This window comes from Atlantibacter hermannii (assembly GCF_009907385.1).
Classification (GTDB): domain Bacteria; phylum Pseudomonadota; class Gammaproteobacteria; order Enterobacterales; family Enterobacteriaceae; genus Atlantibacter; species Atlantibacter hermannii_A.
Genome location: NZ_JAAATR010000042.1, coordinates 130,507 through 149,469, shown reverse-complemented (window position 1 = coordinate 149,469; position 18,963 = coordinate 130,507). Strand labels below are relative to the sequence as shown.

The 18,963-nt window shown below is 56.6% G+C and carries 16 protein-coding genes and 1 tRNA gene; 6 read left to right on the top strand and 11 right to left on the bottom strand.

What is annotated here, in order from left to right:
* Positions 1-69: 69 nt before the first annotated feature.
* Complete coding sequence (locus tag GV764_RS12495) at positions 70-1,032, top strand: sugar-binding transcriptional regulator (RefSeq protein ID WP_125291598.1); 963 nt, start codon at positions 70-72, stop codon at positions 1,030-1,032.
* A 44-nt stretch (positions 1,033-1,076) separates the two neighbouring features.
* Here the strand turns inward: GV764_RS12495 and GV764_RS12490 are convergent, their stop codons facing one another.
* Positions 1,077-3,275 (bottom strand): TonB-dependent siderophore receptor, encoded by a 2,199-nt coding sequence (locus GV764_RS12490; protein ID WP_161660435.1) that lies wholly within the window; start codon positions 3,273-3,275, stop codon positions 1,077-1,079.
* Between the two features lie 217 nt (positions 3,276-3,492).
* Here GV764_RS12490 and GV764_RS12485 point away from each other — a divergent pair, with 217 nt between their 5' ends.
* Complete coding sequence (locus GV764_RS12485; RefSeq protein ID WP_161660434.1) at positions 3,493-4,368, top strand: siderophore-interacting protein; 876 nt, start codon at positions 3,493-3,495, stop codon at positions 4,366-4,368.
* Between the two features lie 2 nt (positions 4,369-4,370).
* Here GV764_RS12485 and GV764_RS12480 read toward each other — a convergent pair whose 3' ends face one another.
* The 4 genes from GV764_RS12480 to GV764_RS12465 all read right to left on the bottom strand — a co-directional run bounded on the left by GV764_RS12480 (position 4,371) and on the right by GV764_RS12465 (position 7,297).
* Positions 4,371-5,045, bottom strand: a complete 675-nt coding sequence (locus GV764_RS12480) for an SOS response-associated peptidase (protein ID WP_161660433.1) — start codon at positions 5,043-5,045, stop codon at positions 4,371-4,373.
* A gap of 88 nt (positions 5,046-5,133) precedes the next feature.
* Positions 5,134-5,210 (bottom strand) — tRNA-Pro (locus GV764_RS12475).
* A 76-nt stretch (positions 5,211-5,286) separates the two neighbouring features.
* Complete coding sequence (gene yejM, locus GV764_RS12470; RefSeq protein ID WP_161660432.1) at positions 5,287-7,050, bottom strand: LPS biosynthesis-modulating metalloenzyme YejM; 1,764 nt, start codon at positions 7,048-7,050, stop codon at positions 5,287-5,289.
* A 19-nt stretch (positions 7,051-7,069) separates the two neighbouring features.
* Complete coding sequence (locus GV764_RS12465) at positions 7,070-7,297, bottom strand: YejL family protein (RefSeq protein WP_125291603.1); 228 nt, start codon at positions 7,295-7,297, stop codon at positions 7,070-7,072.
* Between the two features lie 134 nt (positions 7,298-7,431).
* On the opposite strand from GV764_RS12465, the gene yejK reads away from it, so the two are divergent.
* The gene (gene yejK / locus GV764_RS12460; RefSeq protein WP_161660431.1) at positions 7,432-8,436 is read left to right on the top strand and encodes a nucleoid-associated protein YejK; all 1,005 of its coding nucleotides are present in this window, start codon (positions 7,432-7,434) and stop codon (positions 8,434-8,436) included.
* Between the two features lie 62 nt (positions 8,437-8,498).
* Here yejK and rplY read toward each other — a convergent pair whose 3' ends face one another.
* Both rplY and radD read right to left on the bottom strand, forming a co-directional pair.
* Positions 8,499-8,783 (bottom strand): 50S ribosomal protein L25, encoded by a 285-nt coding sequence (gene rplY, locus GV764_RS12455; RefSeq protein ID WP_161660430.1) that lies wholly within the window; start codon positions 8,781-8,783, stop codon positions 8,499-8,501.
* A gap of 124 nt (positions 8,784-8,907) precedes the next feature.
* The gene (gene radD, locus GV764_RS12450) at positions 8,908-10,665 is read right to left on the bottom strand and encodes a DNA repair helicase RadD (RefSeq protein WP_161660429.1); all 1,758 of its coding nucleotides are present in this window, start codon (positions 10,663-10,665) and stop codon (positions 8,908-8,910) included.
* Between the two features lie 140 nt (positions 10,666-10,805).
* Between radD and rsuA the strand changes: the two genes are divergently transcribed.
* From rsuA to GV764_RS12435, 3 genes are all read left to right on the top strand, one after another.
* A complete protein-coding gene (gene rsuA / locus GV764_RS12445) occupies positions 10,806-11,513 on the top strand; it encodes a 16S rRNA pseudouridine(516) synthase RsuA (protein ID WP_161660428.1) in 708 nt (235 codons plus the stop codon).
* A gap of 15 nt (positions 11,514-11,528) precedes the next feature.
* A complete protein-coding gene (locus tag GV764_RS12440) occupies positions 11,529-12,722 on the top strand; it encodes a Bcr/CflA family multidrug efflux MFS transporter (RefSeq protein ID WP_161660427.1) in 1,194 nt (397 codons plus the stop codon).
* Between the two features lie 337 nt (positions 12,723-13,059).
* Positions 13,060-13,401 (top strand): YejG family protein, encoded by a 342-nt coding sequence (locus tag GV764_RS12435; protein ID WP_125291609.1) that lies wholly within the window; start codon positions 13,060-13,062, stop codon positions 13,399-13,401.
* A 3-nt stretch (positions 13,402-13,404) separates the two neighbouring features.
* On the opposite strand, the gene yejF is transcribed toward GV764_RS12435, so the two are convergent.
* From yejF to GV764_RS12415, 4 genes are read right to left on the bottom strand one after another with little or no spacing between them, the layout of a single operon-like run.
* Positions 13,405-14,994: a microcin C ABC transporter ATP-binding protein YejF gene (gene yejF / locus GV764_RS12430; protein ID WP_161660426.1), complete on the bottom strand. Its 1,590-nt coding sequence runs from the start codon at positions 14,992-14,994 to the stop codon at positions 13,405-13,407.
* Positions 14,995-14,996: 2 nt separating this feature from the next.
* Positions 14,997-16,022 (bottom strand): microcin C ABC transporter permease, encoded by a 1,026-nt coding sequence (locus tag GV764_RS12425; RefSeq protein ID WP_161660425.1) that lies wholly within the window; start codon positions 16,020-16,022, stop codon positions 14,997-14,999.
* A complete protein-coding gene (locus GV764_RS12420) occupies positions 16,019-17,116 on the bottom strand; it encodes a microcin C ABC transporter permease YejB (protein WP_161660424.1) in 1,098 nt (365 codons plus the stop codon). Before GV764_RS12420 ends, GV764_RS12425 begins: the two co-directional genes overlap by 4 nt.
* A 9-nt stretch (positions 17,117-17,125) precedes the next feature.
* On the bottom strand, positions 17,126-18,931 hold the full coding sequence (locus GV764_RS12415) for an extracellular solute-binding protein (RefSeq protein WP_161660423.1): 1,806 nt from the start codon (positions 18,929-18,931) through the stop codon (positions 17,126-17,128).
* Positions 18,932-18,963: the final 32 nt, after the last annotated feature.

Genomic DNA, 18,963 nt, shown 5'->3' with positions numbered 1-18,963 from the left:
AATTTGGTACAATTTGCGGCTATCGTAATAGAATTAATCACTTCCCCCTCAATGGAGAACGCGCCTCGCATGGACAAATCCAGCCAGAGCCAGGATTTTGAACTACTCACCGAGATCGCTATTGCGTACTACTGCGATGAGGTGACTCAGGAAGAGATCGCGAATCGTTTTGGTTTTTCCCGCATTAAAGTTGGACGCCTGCTTAAGCGCGCCAAAGAAGAGGGCATTGTTGAAATCAATGTTCGCTACCACCCGGTGTTCAGCACCCAGCTTGAAAAGCAAATGCAGGAGCGCTTCCCGATAAGCCGCGCGTTGATTGCCCTCGACCATAATGATGAAGACGAACAGCGTCGCCAGGTGGCTGCCCTGGTATCCGGCTATCTCGCGAATAATCTGCGCGACAATATGGTGGTGACCGTCGGTCAGGGCCGCAACGTGGCGGCGGTGGCGGAATACACCAGCCCGATTCAGGCCAAAGATTGCCGCTTTATCTGCGGGATCGGCGGCACGCACCGCACCGGCGACGTGATCAACGCCGACCACATCAGCCGCCTGCTGGCGAAAAAATACGGCGGCAGCAGCGAGTCGCTGTACGCGCCCGCCTATGTGGAAAACCCGGAACTGAAAGCCGCGCTGATGCGCAACGGCACCATCAAAGAGACCCTCGATCGCGCCCGCAAAGCGGACATCGCGCTGGTGGGTATCGGCGATATGAACGAGAACAGCTATATGGTGAAGCTGGGCTGGTTCACCCCGCAGGAAATTAACGACGCCAGTCTGCACCAGGGCGTGACCGGGGATATCGCGGGGTATGACTTCTTCAACGCCCAGGGCAAACACGTTAATACCGTCATGGACGACCGGGTTATTGGACTGAGCGTGGAAGAACTGCGCCAGATCCCCTGTGTGATAGCTATTGCCTCGGAGAACACCAAAGCGATGTCGATTATGGGCGCGTTACGCACCGGGGCGATTGATATTATCGCCACCAGCGCGCGCAATATCCGCACGATTTTGAGTATGACGCAGTAAGCGTTGCGGATAGCAAAAGGGAGCCTTCGCGGCTCCCTTTTGTTTTAGAACAGTACCGAGTAGTTCACGCCAAAGGTCCGTCCACGGCCTTTATAGGTATACAGATCGGCGGCACCGTATGTCGGGCTATACAGCCCCGGCGCGCGCTGCCCCCAGGTGGTGGTGTAGTCTTCATCCAGCAGGTTCTCGACGCTGAAGCTTACTTTACCCACCGGCAGGTTATAGCTGCTCAGCACATCAATGGTGTTATAACCCTCGATTTTCTTCCCGGTACTGTCGGTCAGGTCAAAGGTTTGCTGGGTCTGCACGCGCAGGCTCCAGTCGCCCGGCGCCCAGCCCACATACGCGGTGGCTTTCGACGGGCTGGCGGCGTCAACGGTGAGTTTTTCCCACTTGCCGTCCTGTTTGGTTTCCGACTTGATCACGTTAAAGGTCGCGCCGGTGCTCCAGTCGCTGTCGGCAAAGAAGTAATCCACCGCGCCTTCAAGACCGTAAATGCGACGTTTGTCATCGTCGAGATTGATGGTCATATCGGTTTTGTTGATGGAAATCGTTTTGTCGGACAGGGAATAGTAGGCCGCCAGTTGGGTACGCAGATTGTCTCCGGTATAACGCCAGCCGAGCTCATAGGCATTCACTTTGATGCCGTCCAGCGTCGAGTCGTTTACGTTAACGCTGTTCAGCAGCTGGTAATGACCGTTATTGAGACGGTAAGTGCCGGAACCGTAATATTTGGCCAGATCCGGGATTTCAAAACCCTGGGAGAAGTTAAACCAGGTTTGCTGGCGTTCGGTCAGGTGCGCCAGCAGACCGGCGTTAAACAGGAAGTTGTTATAGTCGGTTTTGCCGCCCGGCACCGCGTCTGCGGACGTGGCCGCGCCGGTGGCGATCGCCTGCTGCTGGGCGTAGCCGACAAAATCATCCACTTTGTTTTCCGTGTGCTGGTAGCGCACGCCGCCGCTCAGGGTGAAGATGTCGTTGATGTCATAGCTGGTTTGCAGGAACGGCGCGAGGTTGGTGATGCTGTAGCCCGGATAACGCCCCACGTTGTAGCTGTTATCCAGCGTCATCCCGCCGGACTGCTGGGCTTTCGCCAGGTCGAAGAACTGCTGGTTGGCGTCGAAAGTTTCATGCTCGGCATCCACGCCGTAGGTCAGGTTCAGGCTATCGAACAGCGTGCTGTTAAGCGTCAGCTTGCCGCCGTAAAAATCGGTTTTCTGCTGGGAAGCGCCAATGCTGGTGACGCCGGTACGGCCCAGCGTCGGGAACGGATAAAAGGTCAGCGATTCGTCACGATAATAAATCTGCGCCACCAAATCCTGGCCCCAGAAATCAGTATTGGAATATTGCAGATTGATTAAGTGACGTTCGGTGGCCGGGATTCGATCGGAATCGAGATTGCTGGCGTTATACGCGTTGCCCTGGCCGGTAACGGCGGAGAAGTTGCGGCCCAGATACAGACCGTGATCGCCATCCGCCTGGCTTTTGTAGTACTGGGTGGTGAGCTGGAGCTGCTGGGTGTCATTGATATTGATCGTCCCGGTGCCCATCACGTCCAGACGGTCGGAATACTGTAAGCCGGTCTGGGTATTATCGATAATGACTTCATCGCCGTTACCGTCATACCAGCCGCCAAAACGCTGGTACGAAACGGACATGCGGCCCGATGCGTTATCGTTACCGCCGCTCACCGCCGCCGCAACGTTTTCATCATGATCGTTATGGCTGTTAAAGCCGCTTTTGCCGCCCAGCTGTAGCTCGACTTCCTGCTCCGGCTGGCCTTTTTTGGTGACGATATTAATCAATCCGCCGGTACTGCCGCCGCCGTAGAGTGACGTCGCGCCGGAAATGACCTCGATGCGATCGATATTAAACGGATCGATGGCATCCAGCTGGCGGCTGTCGGTACGCGATGAATTGAGACGCACGCCGTCCACCATCACCATCATCGAACGTCCGCGCATATTCATGCCGTAGTTGGTGCGGCCCTGGCTGCTGACGTCCATCCCCGGAATGAGCTGGGCGAGGATCTCTTTGATCTCTTTGCCGCCCTGCAACTGTTGTTCGATTTCCTGCTTTTCAATGACCCAGGTGGTTTGCGCCATATCGGTGGCGCTGCGATGCGCGCGGTTGGCGGACACCACCAGGGTATCGTCTGTGGTCTCAGCAGCGAAAGCAGGAGTAGAAAGCAGGGCAAGCAGCACGGGGTTCAGCACCCAGCGGTTACGGCGGTTGGCTATCATCAGTTGTTATTCCATTACGTTACGTGCCTTGCCCCGATAAAAGACGCAGCACAAGCAGTTGCAGATTTTTTGTATTGGTAATTATTCTCATAATGATATTTATTACATTTACAAAGACAAGCGTTTTTGCAATATTTGCTTGCAAATATTTATCAGTATCTCCTTATTTATTGAGGGGTTATCAGCCCACTCATCCATTCTGCAAGGATCCATCGCTATGGCCGCCAGCTATCGACTCTTTGACCTCACGCTGAAATCTCGTCATCAGATCACGCCATCGCTGCTGCGCTGCGTGTTTACCGGCGAGCAGGTCACGCAGATGAAGCACGAAGCGCCGGACCAGCGCATCAAACTGCTGTTCAGCGAGAATGGCGTGTTTCCGCAGGGATTAGGGGAGGGGGATAACGGGTATCAGGATTATCTGGCTCTGCCGAAAGAAATCCGGCCAGTAATGCGCACCTATACGCTGCGGGCGTTGCGCCGCGACGCGCGGGAAATGGACGTTGAATTTGTTTTGCACGGGGAAAACGGTCCGGCATCTCGCTGGGCCACTCACGCCTGCCCTGGCGAGCGGCTGCTGGTGGTTGCGCCTGATGCGGCGTTTGACGGCGACAGCGGCGGCTACGAGTGGGTGCCGCCTGACAATATCAATCAGGTGTTGCTGATCGCCGACGAAACCGCGCTGCCTGCCGCCCTGGGCATTCTTGAACAACTGGCGAAATCCGCGCATCCGCCTGCGGTGCAGGCGTTTATCGAAGTGCCGCATAAAGAAGACATTCACGATGTCAGCGCGTTTGGTTTTGCTCGCGTACACTGGATTGCGCGCGAGTCCGATCGCTATGGCGACGCACTGCTGGACGAGGTAAAAGCGACAGTAGATATTCCGGCATGGGCGCAGTGTCAGTCGCAGTCGCTGGCCTCGAGCAGTCTGCTGGAGGACGAAATCTGGGAGCGTGCCGAAGGTAAAAAACCGTTCTACGCCTGGGTTGCCGGGGAGTCGTCCACCGTAAAAAATCTGCGCCGCTATCTCACCGGCGAACGTCATCTCGACCGGGCCTGCGTGAACTTTATGGCGTACTGGAGCCATAAATAGCGCTATTCCTCCAGCGGCGCGATCAACTCCGCTCCCTGATTTCTGATATTCCCGACGCTGCGCGTCACCGGATGCCAGCTAAAATCGCCGGCCGGAACCGCGCCGTCTTTGGCAATCTCCCCGGCTTCTTTGCCGCCGATATCCTGGCTCATCCAGGCCAGCGCCGCGTCGGGCGTCAGCACCAGCGGGCGTCGGTCGTGAATATCAATCAGGCCCTTGTCCGCGGCGGCGGTAACGATGAGAAAACCTTCGTTTTCATCGCCGCGCTCAAACGGGGTACTGCCAATGGCGGCGAAAAACAGCGGTTTCCCGTCCTGGCGATAAATAAAATACGGCTGCTTTTTATCGCCTGCTTTTTTCCATTCAAACCAGCCGTCGGCAAAAACAATCGCCCGACCATGCTGCCACAGCGGTTTGAACATGCGGCTGGAGGCGGCAGTTTCCACGCGCGCATTGATCAGCGGCGCTTTATTCCACCAGCCCGGCGCGTAGCCCCAGTGGACGGGATCAAGATGCAGTTGCGCCTCGCGCTCGTTAAGCAGCAGCACTTTAGTGCCGGGCGCGACGTTGTAGCGGCCTATGGGTTCAGGATCGTAAGGAATATCGCGTTCTAACGCTTCAGCAAGCTGGCTGAGATAAGCTTCACGCGTTTGTGCCTGGGCGAAACGTCCACACATCGTCACCTCCCGTGTTTAAGGGAAGTATAATTGCCAAATCGCAGGCAAAAAAAAACCAACCGCAATGGGTTGGTTTTTTAGGGAATTTTGGTCGGCACGAGAGGATTTGAACCTCCGACCCCTGACACCCCATGACAGTGCGCTACCAGGCTGCGCTACGTGCCGATTTGTGGTCGCTAATACTACCTGTTTCCACGCTGATTGCAAGGGCAGGTTTACCGAGTGATTTATAATTAATCAATCAGTTAGCGATAAACCGTTTTTCGTCGGTCAATACCTGCAGCAGCAGCCCTAACTGCGGTTTGGTTTCCTTCACTTTTTCGCCGGCTGGATTATAAATCTGATACTTACCGCTGTTTTCCAGCACCACCGTCTGTTCTGGCGTAGTAATCGCCAGCGTCAGGGGATCCGCGCTGACCACCCAGTTATTTTTACGCGCTGGCGCAAACAGATCCTCCCCCTGAGAATACTCATTGGCGCTGGTGCGTACATGCAGCAGACGCTGCATCAGGGTCGTCATCACGTCCTGATGATCGGTGAGCTTGCCGACGCGCTGGGCAGGCGTACCCGGCCAGTGAACCACCAGCGGCACCTGCAGATGCGAACGCGACCAGTCAAAGCTGTCGCGTTCTTCATCCAGCGGCACACCGTGTCCTGCTGTGACGATCACGACGGTATTTTCCAGCTTGCCCTTGCTTTGCAGCGAGGCCAGGATCCGCTGAATTTGCGTATCCACGCCGCCAGCAGCGCGGCTATATCGACGCGCGAAATCGTTTTGCTGCGTCTCTGCAGGCAGGTTTGTGCCGTTCAGCGCCACCCAGGAGAACCAGCGGTTATCCTCGGAAGCATATTGATTCAGCCAGTTGATCCAGCGCGAGGCGGTTTGTTCATCTGTCTGGTTCTGCGCCGCGGGCAGCGAGAAATCAGACAGCAGCGCCTGGCGGTACAGCGAGCTATTGAACCCGTCAGAGGCGAACAGGCCCAACTGGTAGCCTTGCTGGTTCAGCGCCGTGATCAGCGCCGCAGGAATACGTGCTGACAAGACCCCATCCATATACGCCGGCGAGATGCCGTAGAACAGGCCAAAAATGCCGTTGTCGGTGGCGTTGCCGGAACTCATATGCTGGGTAAAGTTAATGTTCTGCGCGGCGAACTGCGCCAGCGCAGGCATCTGCTGCTCAAAGCGCGAATAATTCAGGCCATCGACGGTGATCAACAGAACGTTGTGGCCCGCGCCTAAATCGCGGTAACGCAGTTCGCTAAGCGGATACTGCACCGACACCGCTTCCGGATTGCCTTGCTCCACCAGGCGGCGCTGATATTCCGCCGCATCCAGCAGGCCATGCTTCTCAAGAAAGCGTCGTGCGGTCATCGGATACGAGAGCGGCAGGTTGGCACGCTGCATGGTGATCGGACGGTAGAAATTGGCATCGGCCCAGATGTACGCCACGTGGGTGACGATAAACGACACGAAGAAGAAAATCGCCACCGGACGCGCATAATGCCGACGACGCGAGAGGCTGCGCAATTTCTGCCAGCTCCAGGTCGCAAACAGCATTTCAATCAGTAAAATCACCGGCACGCTGATAAACATCAGTTGCCAGTCGCGGGCCATTTCGCTCTGGTCAGGGTTGATCACCAGCTCCCACACCACCGGATTGAGGTGCAGGTGGAAGCGCGTAAACACTTCGCTGTCGATCAGCAGTAGCGTCAGGCCGGTGGTCGCCAGAATGGCGGAGATAAAGCGCATTAGCCGCTGCGACATCACAATGAAGGTCAGCGGGAACAGGATCAGCAGGTAGCTGGCGAACACCAGAAAACTAAAGTGTCCGACCAGGCTGACATAGGAGTAAACGCGTCCCACCAGAGTGGTGGGCCAGTCGGCGACAAACAGATAGCGGCTACCGACGACCATGGCCATCAGAATATTAAACAGGGCAAACCAGTGTCCCCAGCTGATCATCTGGGAGACTTTTTCACGGTAGCGCTGACGGTTAGTCACCATAACGTATTAACTGTGTTCCTTAGTGCGCGTCGTCTTCACGAACCGAAGACTTTAGCGCCTCGGCAAACGAGTGAGCAAGCGCCTGGCGCTGGGACGGGCTGATGCTGGTATTGATAAGGTTGGTCACCATATTGCCGAGCACCATCAAAGACAGGTCGGTCGGCGCCTTATGCTTTTCCAGCACGTTCACCATTTCTGTAAGCAGCGCTTCTACGCGTTCATCACTATAGCGGGAGAGTTGTGGCATAAATCTACGTCAGTTAAGTTCGAGAAAGTCCGATATATTACCGTAGCAACGGCAATATTTCCCCATTTTTATCAGAGTTGCAGCGGACGTCGGTCAGTGGTTGAATACCGCCCGGTCTAAAAGGAGAGTTTATCATGAGTCTGGATATCGACCAGATTGCAATACACCAGTTAATTAAGCGCGATGAGCAGAACCTGGAGCTGGTGCTTCGGGATTCGCTACTGGAGCCGAACGCTGCCGTGGAAGAGATGATGGCGGAGCTGCATCGCGTATACAGCGCGAAAAACAAAGCCTACGGTTTGTTTACCGAAGAGAGCGAGCTGGCGCAGTCGCTGCGCCTGTGCCGTCAGGGCGAAGAGGATTTCCTGGGCTTTAGCCGCGCCGCTACCGGGCGTCTGCGCGATGAACTGGCGAAATACCCGTTTGCCGACGGCGGTATTGTACTGTTTTGCCACTACCGCTACCTGGCGGTGGAATATCTGCTGGTGGCGGTGCTGAACAATCTCAGCAGCATGCGGGTTAATGAAAATCTGGATATCAGCTCAACCCACTATCTGGATATCAATCACGCCGACATCGTGGCGCGCATCGATCTGACCGAGTGGGAAACCAACCCGGAATCGACCCGCTACCTGACGTTTCTGAAAGGGCGGGTAGGGCGCAAGGTTGCCGATTTCTTTATGGATTTCCTTGGCGCCAGCGAAGGTCTCAACGCCAAAGCGCAAAACCGCGGGCTATTGCAGGCGGTGGATGACTATACGGCAGAGGCGCAGCTGGATAAAGCCGAGCGCCAGAACGTGCGTCAGCAGGTTTACAGCTACTGTAACGAGCAGCTACAGGCGGGGGAAGAAATTGAGCTGGCCTCGCTGTCGAAAGAGCTGTCCGGCGTCAGCGAAGTGAGCTTCGAGGCCTTTACCGCCGAACAGGGCTACGAGCTGGAAGAGAGTTTTCCGGCGGATCGCAGTACGCTGCGCCAGTTAACCAAATATGCCGGTAGCGGCGGTGGGCTGACGATTAATTTCGACGCCATGCTGCTGGGCGAGCGTATTTTCTGGGATCCGGCCACCGACACGCTGACCATCAAGGGCACTCCGCCAAATCTGCGCGACCAGCTTCAGCGCCGTACGTCCGGTAAATAAGGCGTTATTAAAGCCAAAAAAAACGCCGCATTACGCGGCGTTTTTTCAGACCAGGTCGGCAATTACGCGCGAACGAAGTCGATGTGTTGCAGTTTCGGCTTGTAAGCGTGACGCTGTACAGCCTGCACTTTAACTTTTACTTCTTTACCGTCAACAGCGATAGTCAGCACTTCGCTGTAGAACTCAGGCTTAGCCTGCATGTTCATAACCTGGTCGTGATCCAGTTCGACGGAAATAGCAGCTTCATTACCGCCATAAATGATGGCCGGGAATTTGTTAGCTGTGCGCAGGCGGCGGCTCGCACCCTTACCCTGCTCTTTACGTACTTCTGCGTTGATAGTAAACATTAACTTTTCTCTTCTTTAAATCCTGTCGCAGGCGACCCAGCGACAGGCAGATTATCTGCTTTGCGGATGCAAAAGCGGGCGGGATTATAGCCATAACCGCCCCCGGCTTCAATGAAAACCGCCGTTAACCCCGTAATTCGTTGGCGCGGCGGTAGCGCCCCTGATAGTCGAATACCTTCTCCCGCACCTGCCAGAAGCGATCTTTCATCCGCGCGACCACAAAATCCGGATGGCGCAGCAGCGCGTGCTGGGCCGCGATATCCGCCGCGGTGATCCAGCGCAGCGGTACGCCGGGAGTACGAGTATGGGGGCGTAAAAACAGATGCTCAAAGGCGGTGCGCTGGGCGGGCGTATGCAGTCTGAAGCGCTCACTCACGTCCGCACCGTCTTCATCGTAATAGGTAACCCTGAGCCATTCGCCCTTCGCGTCGCTGCCGCTTTGCAACTGCATTCCGCTACAGCGCAGCACCAGCGCGTCTTTCAGCTTCAACGCCGCTTTCAGCATATCGTCCGGGTCGACCAGCACGGTATCGCATTCATGGCAGCGGCGGGCGGCGATATCATTTTCCGCATTGCACTGCGGGCAGTTTTTAAAGCGGAATCGATAATCGCACTGCTCGCGATTGCCCTCGTCATCCTCCAGCACGCCCTGGCAGCGGCGACCAAAATGTTCGACCAGCGTGCCGTCAGCGGTGGTTTTCCCCCAGAAGGTGTTGGCGAAGCCGCAGGCCGGGCAGAACACCTGCACCGGCACGTTATCCGAGCCTTTTTTTGCCGCGCCCACTTCCGGAGTAAACAGATCGTGAGGGTTCCCGGCGTAATCGAGAATTAAGCAGTCGGTTTTGCCCTCGTACAGCCGTAGCCCGCGTCCGACGATCTGCTGATACAAACTCACCGACTCGGTAGGGCGCAGAATGGCGATCGCGTCCACATGAGGCGCATCGAAACCGGTAGTAAGTACCGACACATTCACCAGATAGCGAAAGCGGCGCGCTTTGAAATCATTAATCAGCGCATCGCGCTCCGGGCCGGGCGTTTCGCCGGTGATCAGCGCCGCCTCGCCAGCAGGCAGCAGGCCGGTGATTTCTCTGGCATGTTCAACCGTGGCGGCGAAAATCATTACCCCCATGCGGGCGGCGGCGAAATCGACAATCTGGCTGATGATATGCGGAGTGATGCGGCGCTGTTTTTTCAGTTCGAGGTTGAGGTCCGCCTCGTTGAAAATGCCGTTCGACTGCGGCTGAAGGCGGCTGAAGTCATACTGCACCACCGGCATATCCAGCCGCTCCGGCGGGGTAAGGTAGCCATGCTTAATCATGTAGCGCAACGGCAGCTCATAGATGCAGTCGCGAAACAGCGCGTTCTGGTCGCCGCGCACCATGCCATGATAGTGGTACTGATAAATCCAGCCTTTGCCGAGCCGGAACGGCGTGGCGGTAAGTCCCAGCAGGCACAGGCGCGGATTGCTCTGGCGCAGATGACGCAAAATCTGCTGATACTGGCTGTCGTCATCGTCGCTGATGCGGTGGCATTCATCAACAATCAACAACGAGAACGCCCCCTGAAACGCATCGAGATTACGCGCCACCGACTGTACGCTGCCGAACACCACTTTGGCCTGGCTCTGCTTACGCTTCAGCCCGGCGGAGTAAATATCCGCCTCCAGGCCGAGGGCGCAATATTTGGCGTGGTTCTGCTCCACCAGCTCTTTGACGTGGGCCAGCACCAGCACGCGCCCGCGCGCCACCCGCGCCAGCTCGGCGATAACGATGCTTTTTCCCGCGCCGGTCGGCAGGACGATCGCTGCGGGTTCAGCGGATTTGCGAAAGTGGGCGAGGGTGGCGTCTACCGCCTCGCGCTGATAGGGACGTAGCGTTAGCATTCAGTGCTTTTCAAATTCATTAGCGTGCGAAACATCATTTTAATCTTGAGCAGGCCCATTAGCCCGCTATACTGACCGGTCTTAATGATTTCTTCCTTACCAGCCAACGCTGGACCGCGTTAAACAGGCAAAATATTTCAATGCGACTTGATAAATTTATCGCCCAGCAGCTCGGCATCAGCCGCGCGATTGCCGGGCGTGAGATCCGCGCCAGCCGGGTGACCGTTGATGGCGAACCGGTCAGAGACAGCGCGTTCAAACTGAAACCCGAACATGATGTGGCCTATGAGGGCAACTCCCTCGTGCAGCAGACCGGCCCGCGCTATTTTATGCTCAACAAGCCCCAGGGCTACGTTTGCTCAACCGACGATCCGGATCATCCCACTATTCTTTATTTCCTGGATGAACCGCTGGCGCACAAACTGCACGCCGCCGGGCGTCTGGATATCGATACCACCGGCCTGGTGCTGCTGACCGATGACGGCCAGTGGTCCCATCGTATCACGTCGCCACGCCATCATTGCGAGAAAACCTATCGGGTGACGCTGGAATCGCCGCTAGCCGACGATACCGCTGACCAGTTCGCCAGGGGCGTTCAACTGCATAACGAAAAAGACCTCACCAAACCGGCGGTGCTGGAAGTGATCACCCCTACCGACGTGCGTCTGACCATCAGTGAAGGCCGCTACCACCAGGTGAAGCGCATGTTCGCGGCGGTGGGCAACCATGTGGTCGAGCTGCACCGCGAGCGCATTGGCGCGATTGCGTTGGATGACGATCTCGCGCCAGGCGAATACCGCCCGCTAACTGACGAAGAAATTGCCAGTGTCGGCTTGCCGTCACGCTAAATGCAGGAGAGAGGAGTGACCACCCGACAAAATTCCTCGATGGGGATCGTTGTTATTCTTGGCTTGTTAGCCATGCTGATGCCGCTGTCTATCGATATGTATTTGCCGGCGCTACCGGTAATTTCCCAGCAGTTCGGCGTGCCCGCCGGCAGCGCCCAGATGACGCTCAGCACCTATATTCTGGGCTTTGCGGTGGGGCAGCTGTTTTACGGCCCGATGGCAGATAGCCTGGGCCGCAAGCCGGTGATCCTCGGCGGTACGCTGGTGTTTGCGGTGGCGGCGATCGCCTGCGCGCTCTCGCAGACTATCGATCAACTGATCGCCATGCGCTTTCTGCATGGTCTGGCCGCTGCGGCGGCAAGCGTGGTGATTAACGCCCTGATGCGCGATATCTATCCTAAAGAGGAGTTCTCGCGCATGATGTCGTTTGTCATGCTGGTCACTACCATTGCGCCGCTGGTGGCGCCAATGGTAGGCGGGGCGGTGCTGGTATGGTTCAGCTGGCATACTATCTTCTGGCTCCTGGCGGTGGCGGCGCTGATCGCTTCGGCGATGATATTCTTTCTGATTTCGGAAACGCTTCCAGCAGAGCGGCGGCAGAAGTTCCATTTCCGTACCACGGTGGGCAACTTTGCCTCGCTGTTTCGCCATAAGCGCGTGCTTAGCTATATGCTCGCCAGCGGCTTCAGCTTCGCCGGGATGTTCTCATTCCTGAGCGCCGGGCCGTTCGTCTACATTGAGATCAACCATGTTTCGCCGCAGGATTTCGGTTATTACTTCGCCCTGAATATCGTGTTCCTGTTTGTGATGACGATAGTTAACAGCCGCTTTGTGCGTCGTATTGGGGCGCTGCGCATGTTCCGCACCGGATTATTCATTCAGTTTGCGATGGCAGTGTGGATGGTGATCAGCGCGCAGTTTAACTTCGGTTTCTGGGCGCTGGTACTGGGCGTGGCGGCGTTTGTTGGCTGTATTTCCATGGTGGCCTCTAACGCCATGGCGGTGATTCTGGATGAGTTCCCGCATATGGCGGGTACGGCATCGTCACTGGCGGGGACGTTCCGCTTCGGCATTGGCGCGATTACCGGCGCGCTGCTTTCAATGTTCACCTTTAATTCCGCCTGGCCGATGATTGGCTCTATCGCGTTTTGCGCAACCTGTTCCATTCTCTTCTACCTCTACGCCAGCCGTCCAAAAAGACACCGTTAGCTGCCTCTCAGGGGGTAGGAAAACTACCCCTTTCTTAATCCATATCAACGAATAAATTCCCCGGCTCCGTACAATTTGTTTCGCGAATGTAAATGTAAAGGTCTTAAAAAGTCATTTTTTTGTAGTCAAAAAAGGTTGAGTTAGATCGCGTTACAGGTTACATATAGCGCCGAAATGAGAAGTACCGCACAAAAATAAACGGTTGCCGATGAATGAGTAACCGAAATGCTTGCAACAGTGTAACCGTTTTCTATGTTGATCATGTTACGTTTCATCAACATTGTGTTAACCTGTATGTAAAGTGATTGTGATTTTTTGCTCTTGCTGGGGAAGTATTATGAATACGTTACAACTTTCCATCGTCCACCGCTTGCCCAATAGCTATCGTTGGCTGACGGGTTTCGCAGGTTCAAAAGTTGAACCGATTCCGCAGTGCGCGCAAAGCGAAGACGATTGCCTGGTGGGCCTGAAGCTGCTCAGCCCGGTGGATAACGCATGGCAGGTGATGAACAAGCTAAGCCAGGCGTTAACGGATATCGAAGTGGATTGCGCGGTGCTGGAGTGCGAAGGCGAGCCTTGCCTGTTCGTCGACCGGCAGGATGAATTCGCGGCCACCTGCCGTCTGAAAAACTTTGGCGTTGCCATTGCCGAGACTTTTTCCGGCCAGAATCCCTTCTGAGGATCAGCGCAGCGTAAGCAGCTGGCGGGTATATTCCGCCGCCGGCGAGGTAAACACCTGCCCGCACGGCCCTTGTTCGACCACTTCTCCCTGCTTCAACACCACCACCTGATGACACAGCGAACGCACCACTTCCAGATCGTGGCTGATAAACAGCCAGGCCAGGCGGTGCTTCGCCTGCAGTGACTTCAGCAGCGCCAGAATTTGCGCCTGAACCGTTCTGTCGAGCGACGAAGTCGGTTCATCCAGCACCATCAGGTCGGGTTTCAGGATCAGGGCGCGGGCAATGGCGATGCGCTGACGCTGGCCCCCGGAAAACTCTGCCGGATAACGATGACGCGTTTCCGGGTCGAGCCCCACTTCCTGCATCACAGCCATCACCCGGGCTTCGCGCTGCCGGGCGGTCAATTCGGGATGATGGACCCGCAAGCCCTCTTCAATAATTTGCAGCACATCCAGACGGGGATTGAGCGACGAGTTCGGATCCTGAAACACCACCTGGATGCGATGGCGCACCGGCAACATTTGCTTGCGGTTCCACTGATGCAGCGGCTGCCCATCAAACCAGATTTCGCCCTGAGAAGCGATCAGCCGCAGCAGCGCCAGGCCGGTGGTGCTTTTACCGGAGCCGGATTCGCCCACCAGACCCAGGCTTTCACCGGCCCGCAGTTCAAAATTCAGGTTACGCAGCGCGTAGTGGTGCCCCACGGTACGGCGGAAAATCCCGCGCCGCAGTGGAAACGCGACCTGTAAATCCGCGACCCGCAGCAGCACCGGGCTGTCGGCGGGAAGGGCGACCGGATCGCCTTCCGGCTCAGACGCCAGCAGCTTTTGGGTGTAAGGGTGACGCGGCTCGCTGAACAGCGGACGCGTCGCGTTTTGCTCCACGCACTGGCCGTTCTGCATCACCGCCACATTATCCGCCAGTCTTTTGACGATATTCAGGTTGTGGGTGATAAACAGCAGACCCATATTCAGCTCGCGCTTCAGTTCATCCAGCAGTTGCAGGATTTGCGCCTGCACGGTGACATCCAGCGCCGTGGTGGGTTCGTCGGCAATCAGTAACTGCGGACGGGTCAGCAGCGCCATGGCGATCATCACCCGCTGGCGCTCGCCGCCGGAAAGCTGGTGCGGGTAATCATTTAACCGGCTGGCAGGCTGGCGAATACCCACCCTTTCCAGGCAGGTGAGTATTTCTGCCCGCGCCGGCTCGCGGCGCATCCCACGATGCAGCGACAGCACTTCGTACAGCTGTTTTTCGAGAGTGTGCAACGGGTTCAGCGAGACCATGGGTTCCTGAAAAATCATGGCGATTTTATTGCCGCGCACTTTGCGCAGTTGCGCTTCGCTGGCGTGCAGCAGGGTTTGCCCCTGAAACAGAATATCGCCCTGGGGATAGACCGCAGGCGGCGTCGGCAGCAGGCGCAGAATCGACAGCGCGGTCACGCTTTTGCCGGAACCGGATTCACCCACCAGCGCCAGGGTTTCGCCCGCGTTGATGCTGAGCGACAGATTGTCCACCACCCGGCGTTCAACGTTGTTCTGACGAAAGGCGATGGAGAGCCCGTCGATGGAGAGCAGGGGAGACGTCATACTTACGCTACCTTACTGGGGTCGAAGGCGTCGCGCACCGCTTCGCCGATAAAAATAAGCAGTGACAGCAAAATTGCCAGCGAGAAAAAAGCGGTCATGCCAAGCCACGGGGCCTGTAAGTTATTCTTGCCCTGCAACAGCAGTTCGCCGAGCGACGGCGATCCCAGCGGCAGACCGAAGCCAAGAAAATCCAGCGAGGTCAATGTGGTGATCGAGCCGCAGAGAATAAACGGCAAAAAGGTCAGGGTGGCCACCATGGCGTTGGGCAACATATGCCGCCACATGATGGCCCGATCGTTGACGCCCAGCGCCTGGGCCGCACGGATATAGTCAAAGTTGCGGGTGCGCAGAAACTCAGCGCGCACCACGCCCACCAGACTCATCCAGCCGAAAATCACGGTGATCGCCAGCAGCCACCAGAAGTTGGGTTGCACCACGCTGGACAGCAAAATGATCAGAAACAGCGTCGGCATTCCCGACCAGACTTCGATAAACCGCTGCCCCCAGAGATCGACTTTACCGCCGTAATAGCCCTGGATCGCGCCTGCCGTCACGCCAATCACGCTGGAGCACAGCGTCAGCATCAGGCCGAATAAAATCGAAATACGGGTACCGTAGAGAATACGCGCCAGCACATCGCCGCCGTTGGCGTCGGTGCCCAGCCAGTTTTGCGCCGAGGGCGGCGAAGGGAAGGGGAGATCGGTCGCGTAATTGATCGTGTTCGCGCCGAAGCGGATTGGCGCCCACAGTATCCAGCCATGCTGTTCGATGCGCTGTGCCAGCCACGGATCCTGATAGTTTGCCCGGGTAGCCAGCGGGCCGCCAAAATCGCTTTCGCTGTAGTTAACCAGCGCCGGGAAAAACCAGCGATCCTGATAATGCACCACTAACGGGCGATCGTTGGCGATCAGTTCAGAGGCCAGGCTCAATACAAAAATCACCGCGAAAATCCACAGCGACCAGAATCCCCGACGGTTGCGGCGAAATCGCGCCCAGCGCGCCTGGTTTACGGGGCTTAAGCGACTCATCCGCGTCCCTCAAAATCGATGCGCGGATCGACCAGCGTATAGGTGATATCGCTAAGGATATTCAGCAGCAGGCCGATCAGCGTAAAAATATACAACGTGCCGAACATCACCGGATAATCCCGCGACACGGTGGCTTCATAACCCAACAGCCCCAGCCCGTTGAGGGAAAACATCACTTCAATCAGCAGCGAGCCGGTAAAAAACATGCTGATAAACGCCGCCGGAAAACCGGCGATCACCAGCAGCATGGCGTTGCGGAACACGTGGCCACGCAGGATCTGTTTCTCGCCCAACCCTTTAGCCCGGGCCGTGACCACATACTGCTTGCGGATCTCATCGAGAAACGAGTTTTTGGTCAGCATGGTTAACGCCGCAAACCCGCCAATCACCGTCGCCAGCACCGGCAGTGTGATATGCCACAGATAATCGGTTATTTGCTTATACCAGGGCAAGCTGTCGAAGTTAGCCGATACCAGGCCGCGCAGTGGGAACAGATCGAACCAGGTGCCGCCCGCGAACAGCACAATCAGCAGGATGGCGAACAGAAAGGCGGGAATGGCGTAGCCGACGATGATCAGCGCGCTGCTCCAGACGTCAAACGCGCTGCCGTTACGCACCGCCTTGCGGATGCCCAAAGGTATCGACACCAGGTAAATAATTAACGTGCTCCAGAGCCCAAGAGTGATGGAGACCGGCAGGCTGTCGCGGATCAGCGTCAGTACCGAGGCGCTGCGAAACAGGCTATTGCCGAAATCGAAGCGCACATAATCTTTCAGCATGGTGAAATAGCGCTCATGCAGCGGTTTATCAAAACCGTAGCGTTTGGTGATCTCGTCGATAATTTCCGGATCTAACCCACGCGCGCCGCGATACTGGCTGTCGCCGGGATTGCGCACACCCGCCTGGGCATGGCTCAGGCCGCTCCCTTCGCCGCTGACGCCGGGTATTCCGCCGCCGCGGCCAAACTGAATAGCGGAAATCGCCTGATCTACCGGTCCGCCGGGGGCGATCTGGACGATAAAAAAGTTAATCGTGATGATCGCCCACAGGGTCGGGATAATCAGCAGCAGACGACGAATCAGATAAGCGCCCATCGTCGCTCCTCAACGCCGCGCGGCGGGCAGTTTTTCCGCCCGGTTAACGTCATACCACCAGGTATCAAAACCCAGGGAATAGACGGGCGCTACCGCCGGATGGGAAAACTTATCCCAGTAAGCGTAACGGTCGGAGGACATATACCACATGGGTAGCATATAGAAATTCCAGGTGAGGACCCGGTCCAGCGCGCGGCCCAGCGGCAGCAGCTTTTGTTTATCGCCCTGACTGGCCATAATCTGCGCGATCAGCTTATCCACCACCGGGCTTTTCACGCCGGGCGCGTTATAGGTGGAATCGATGTATTCCGAGGCCCAGGAGATTTGCAGGTCGGAACTCGGCCACGGCATCGCGCGCCACAGCGACGGCATCATGTCGTAATCCCGGGTGCGCAGCCGGTTAGTGATCTGTGAGTTATCCACCTGGCGAATATTCAGCGTGATGCCCAGGCGTTCCAGATTATGCTGGAACGGCAGCACCCACTGGTTATTGCCGCCGGAGGAGAGCAGCAGTTCAGAACTGAACGGCTGGCCGGTTTTCACGTTCACCAGCTTCTGGTTTTTCAGCTCCCAGCCCGCCTGTTTCAACAGGTCGATGGCTTTCAGCAGATTGTCCCGGTCGAAACCGTCGCCCCTGGAAACCGGCGGCTGATAAATTGAGGTGAACACCTCCGGCGGCAGGTCGGCTTTCATCGGGGCTAACAGCACCAGCTCATCGGCTTTGGGATAATCGCGCGCGGCGTATTCGGTGTTCTGGAAATAACTGTTGGCGCGGCTATAAGCGTTATAGAACAGCGCTTTGTTCATCCATTCAAAATCAAACGCCAGGGTGATCGCCTCTCGCACCCGGCGGTCGGCAAACTGGGGACGTTGGATGTTGAATGCCAGCCAGCGGGTATCGGTGGCCGCCTCGCTTTTCTTCTCATCTTTGACGATGTAGTTATTGTCGAAGTTTTTGCCGATGTAACGGGTAGCCCAGTTTTTTGCGCTGACTTCGCTGCGGAAATCAAACGCGCCCGCCTTAAACGCCTCGAACGCCACGTTATCGTCGAGGTAGTAATCGTAGCGGATAGTGTCGAAGTTCCAGCGCCCGCGGTTTACCGGCAGATTTGCGCCCCAGTAATCTTTTACCCGCGAATACGTCACGTACTGGCCCATTTTCCAGGCGGTAATTTTATACGGGCCGCTTGCCAGTGGCGGGGTGGAGAGCGGATCGCTCAGCTTATGATCTTTCCAGAACGCTTTCGGCATCACCGGCAGGGAAAACAGCCCGAGCAAATTCTCTTTGCCCGGCGTGGCGAGTTCGATACGCACCGTCAGCGGCGCGATGGCTTTGACCGTCGCGCCTTTGTAATAAATCCGGAACTGGGGCACGCCTTCGGTCATAAATTTTGAGAACGTGAACGCGACATCCTCGGCGGTGATCGGGCTGCCGTCGTGAAAGCGGGCACGAGGGTTCATTTCGACTTCCGCCCAGGCGTAGTTATCCGGATAGCGTACCCGCTCGGCAATCAGCGGATAGTAACTGGCCGGTTCGTCGTCGGAAGTGGTAAACAGCGCGTCGTAAAGGCTTTCCGTGCGTACCGCCGCATTGCCGCGCAGGGCGTAGCGGTTAAAATTATCGAAGGTGCCGATACTGGAAAGCGTGATATTGCCGCCCTTGGGCGCGGCGGGGTCGACGTAGTCAAAGTGGGTGAAATCCACGGCGTATTTCGGTTCGCCCAGCACCGCCAGCGAATAGCTCTCTTTGATATCTTGTGTGTATCCCACGCTGCTTATCAGGCTAAGCAGTAAAATCAGTGCGCGCGCAAGCATACGATGGCGTGATCCTGTAGTTATCCCGACGC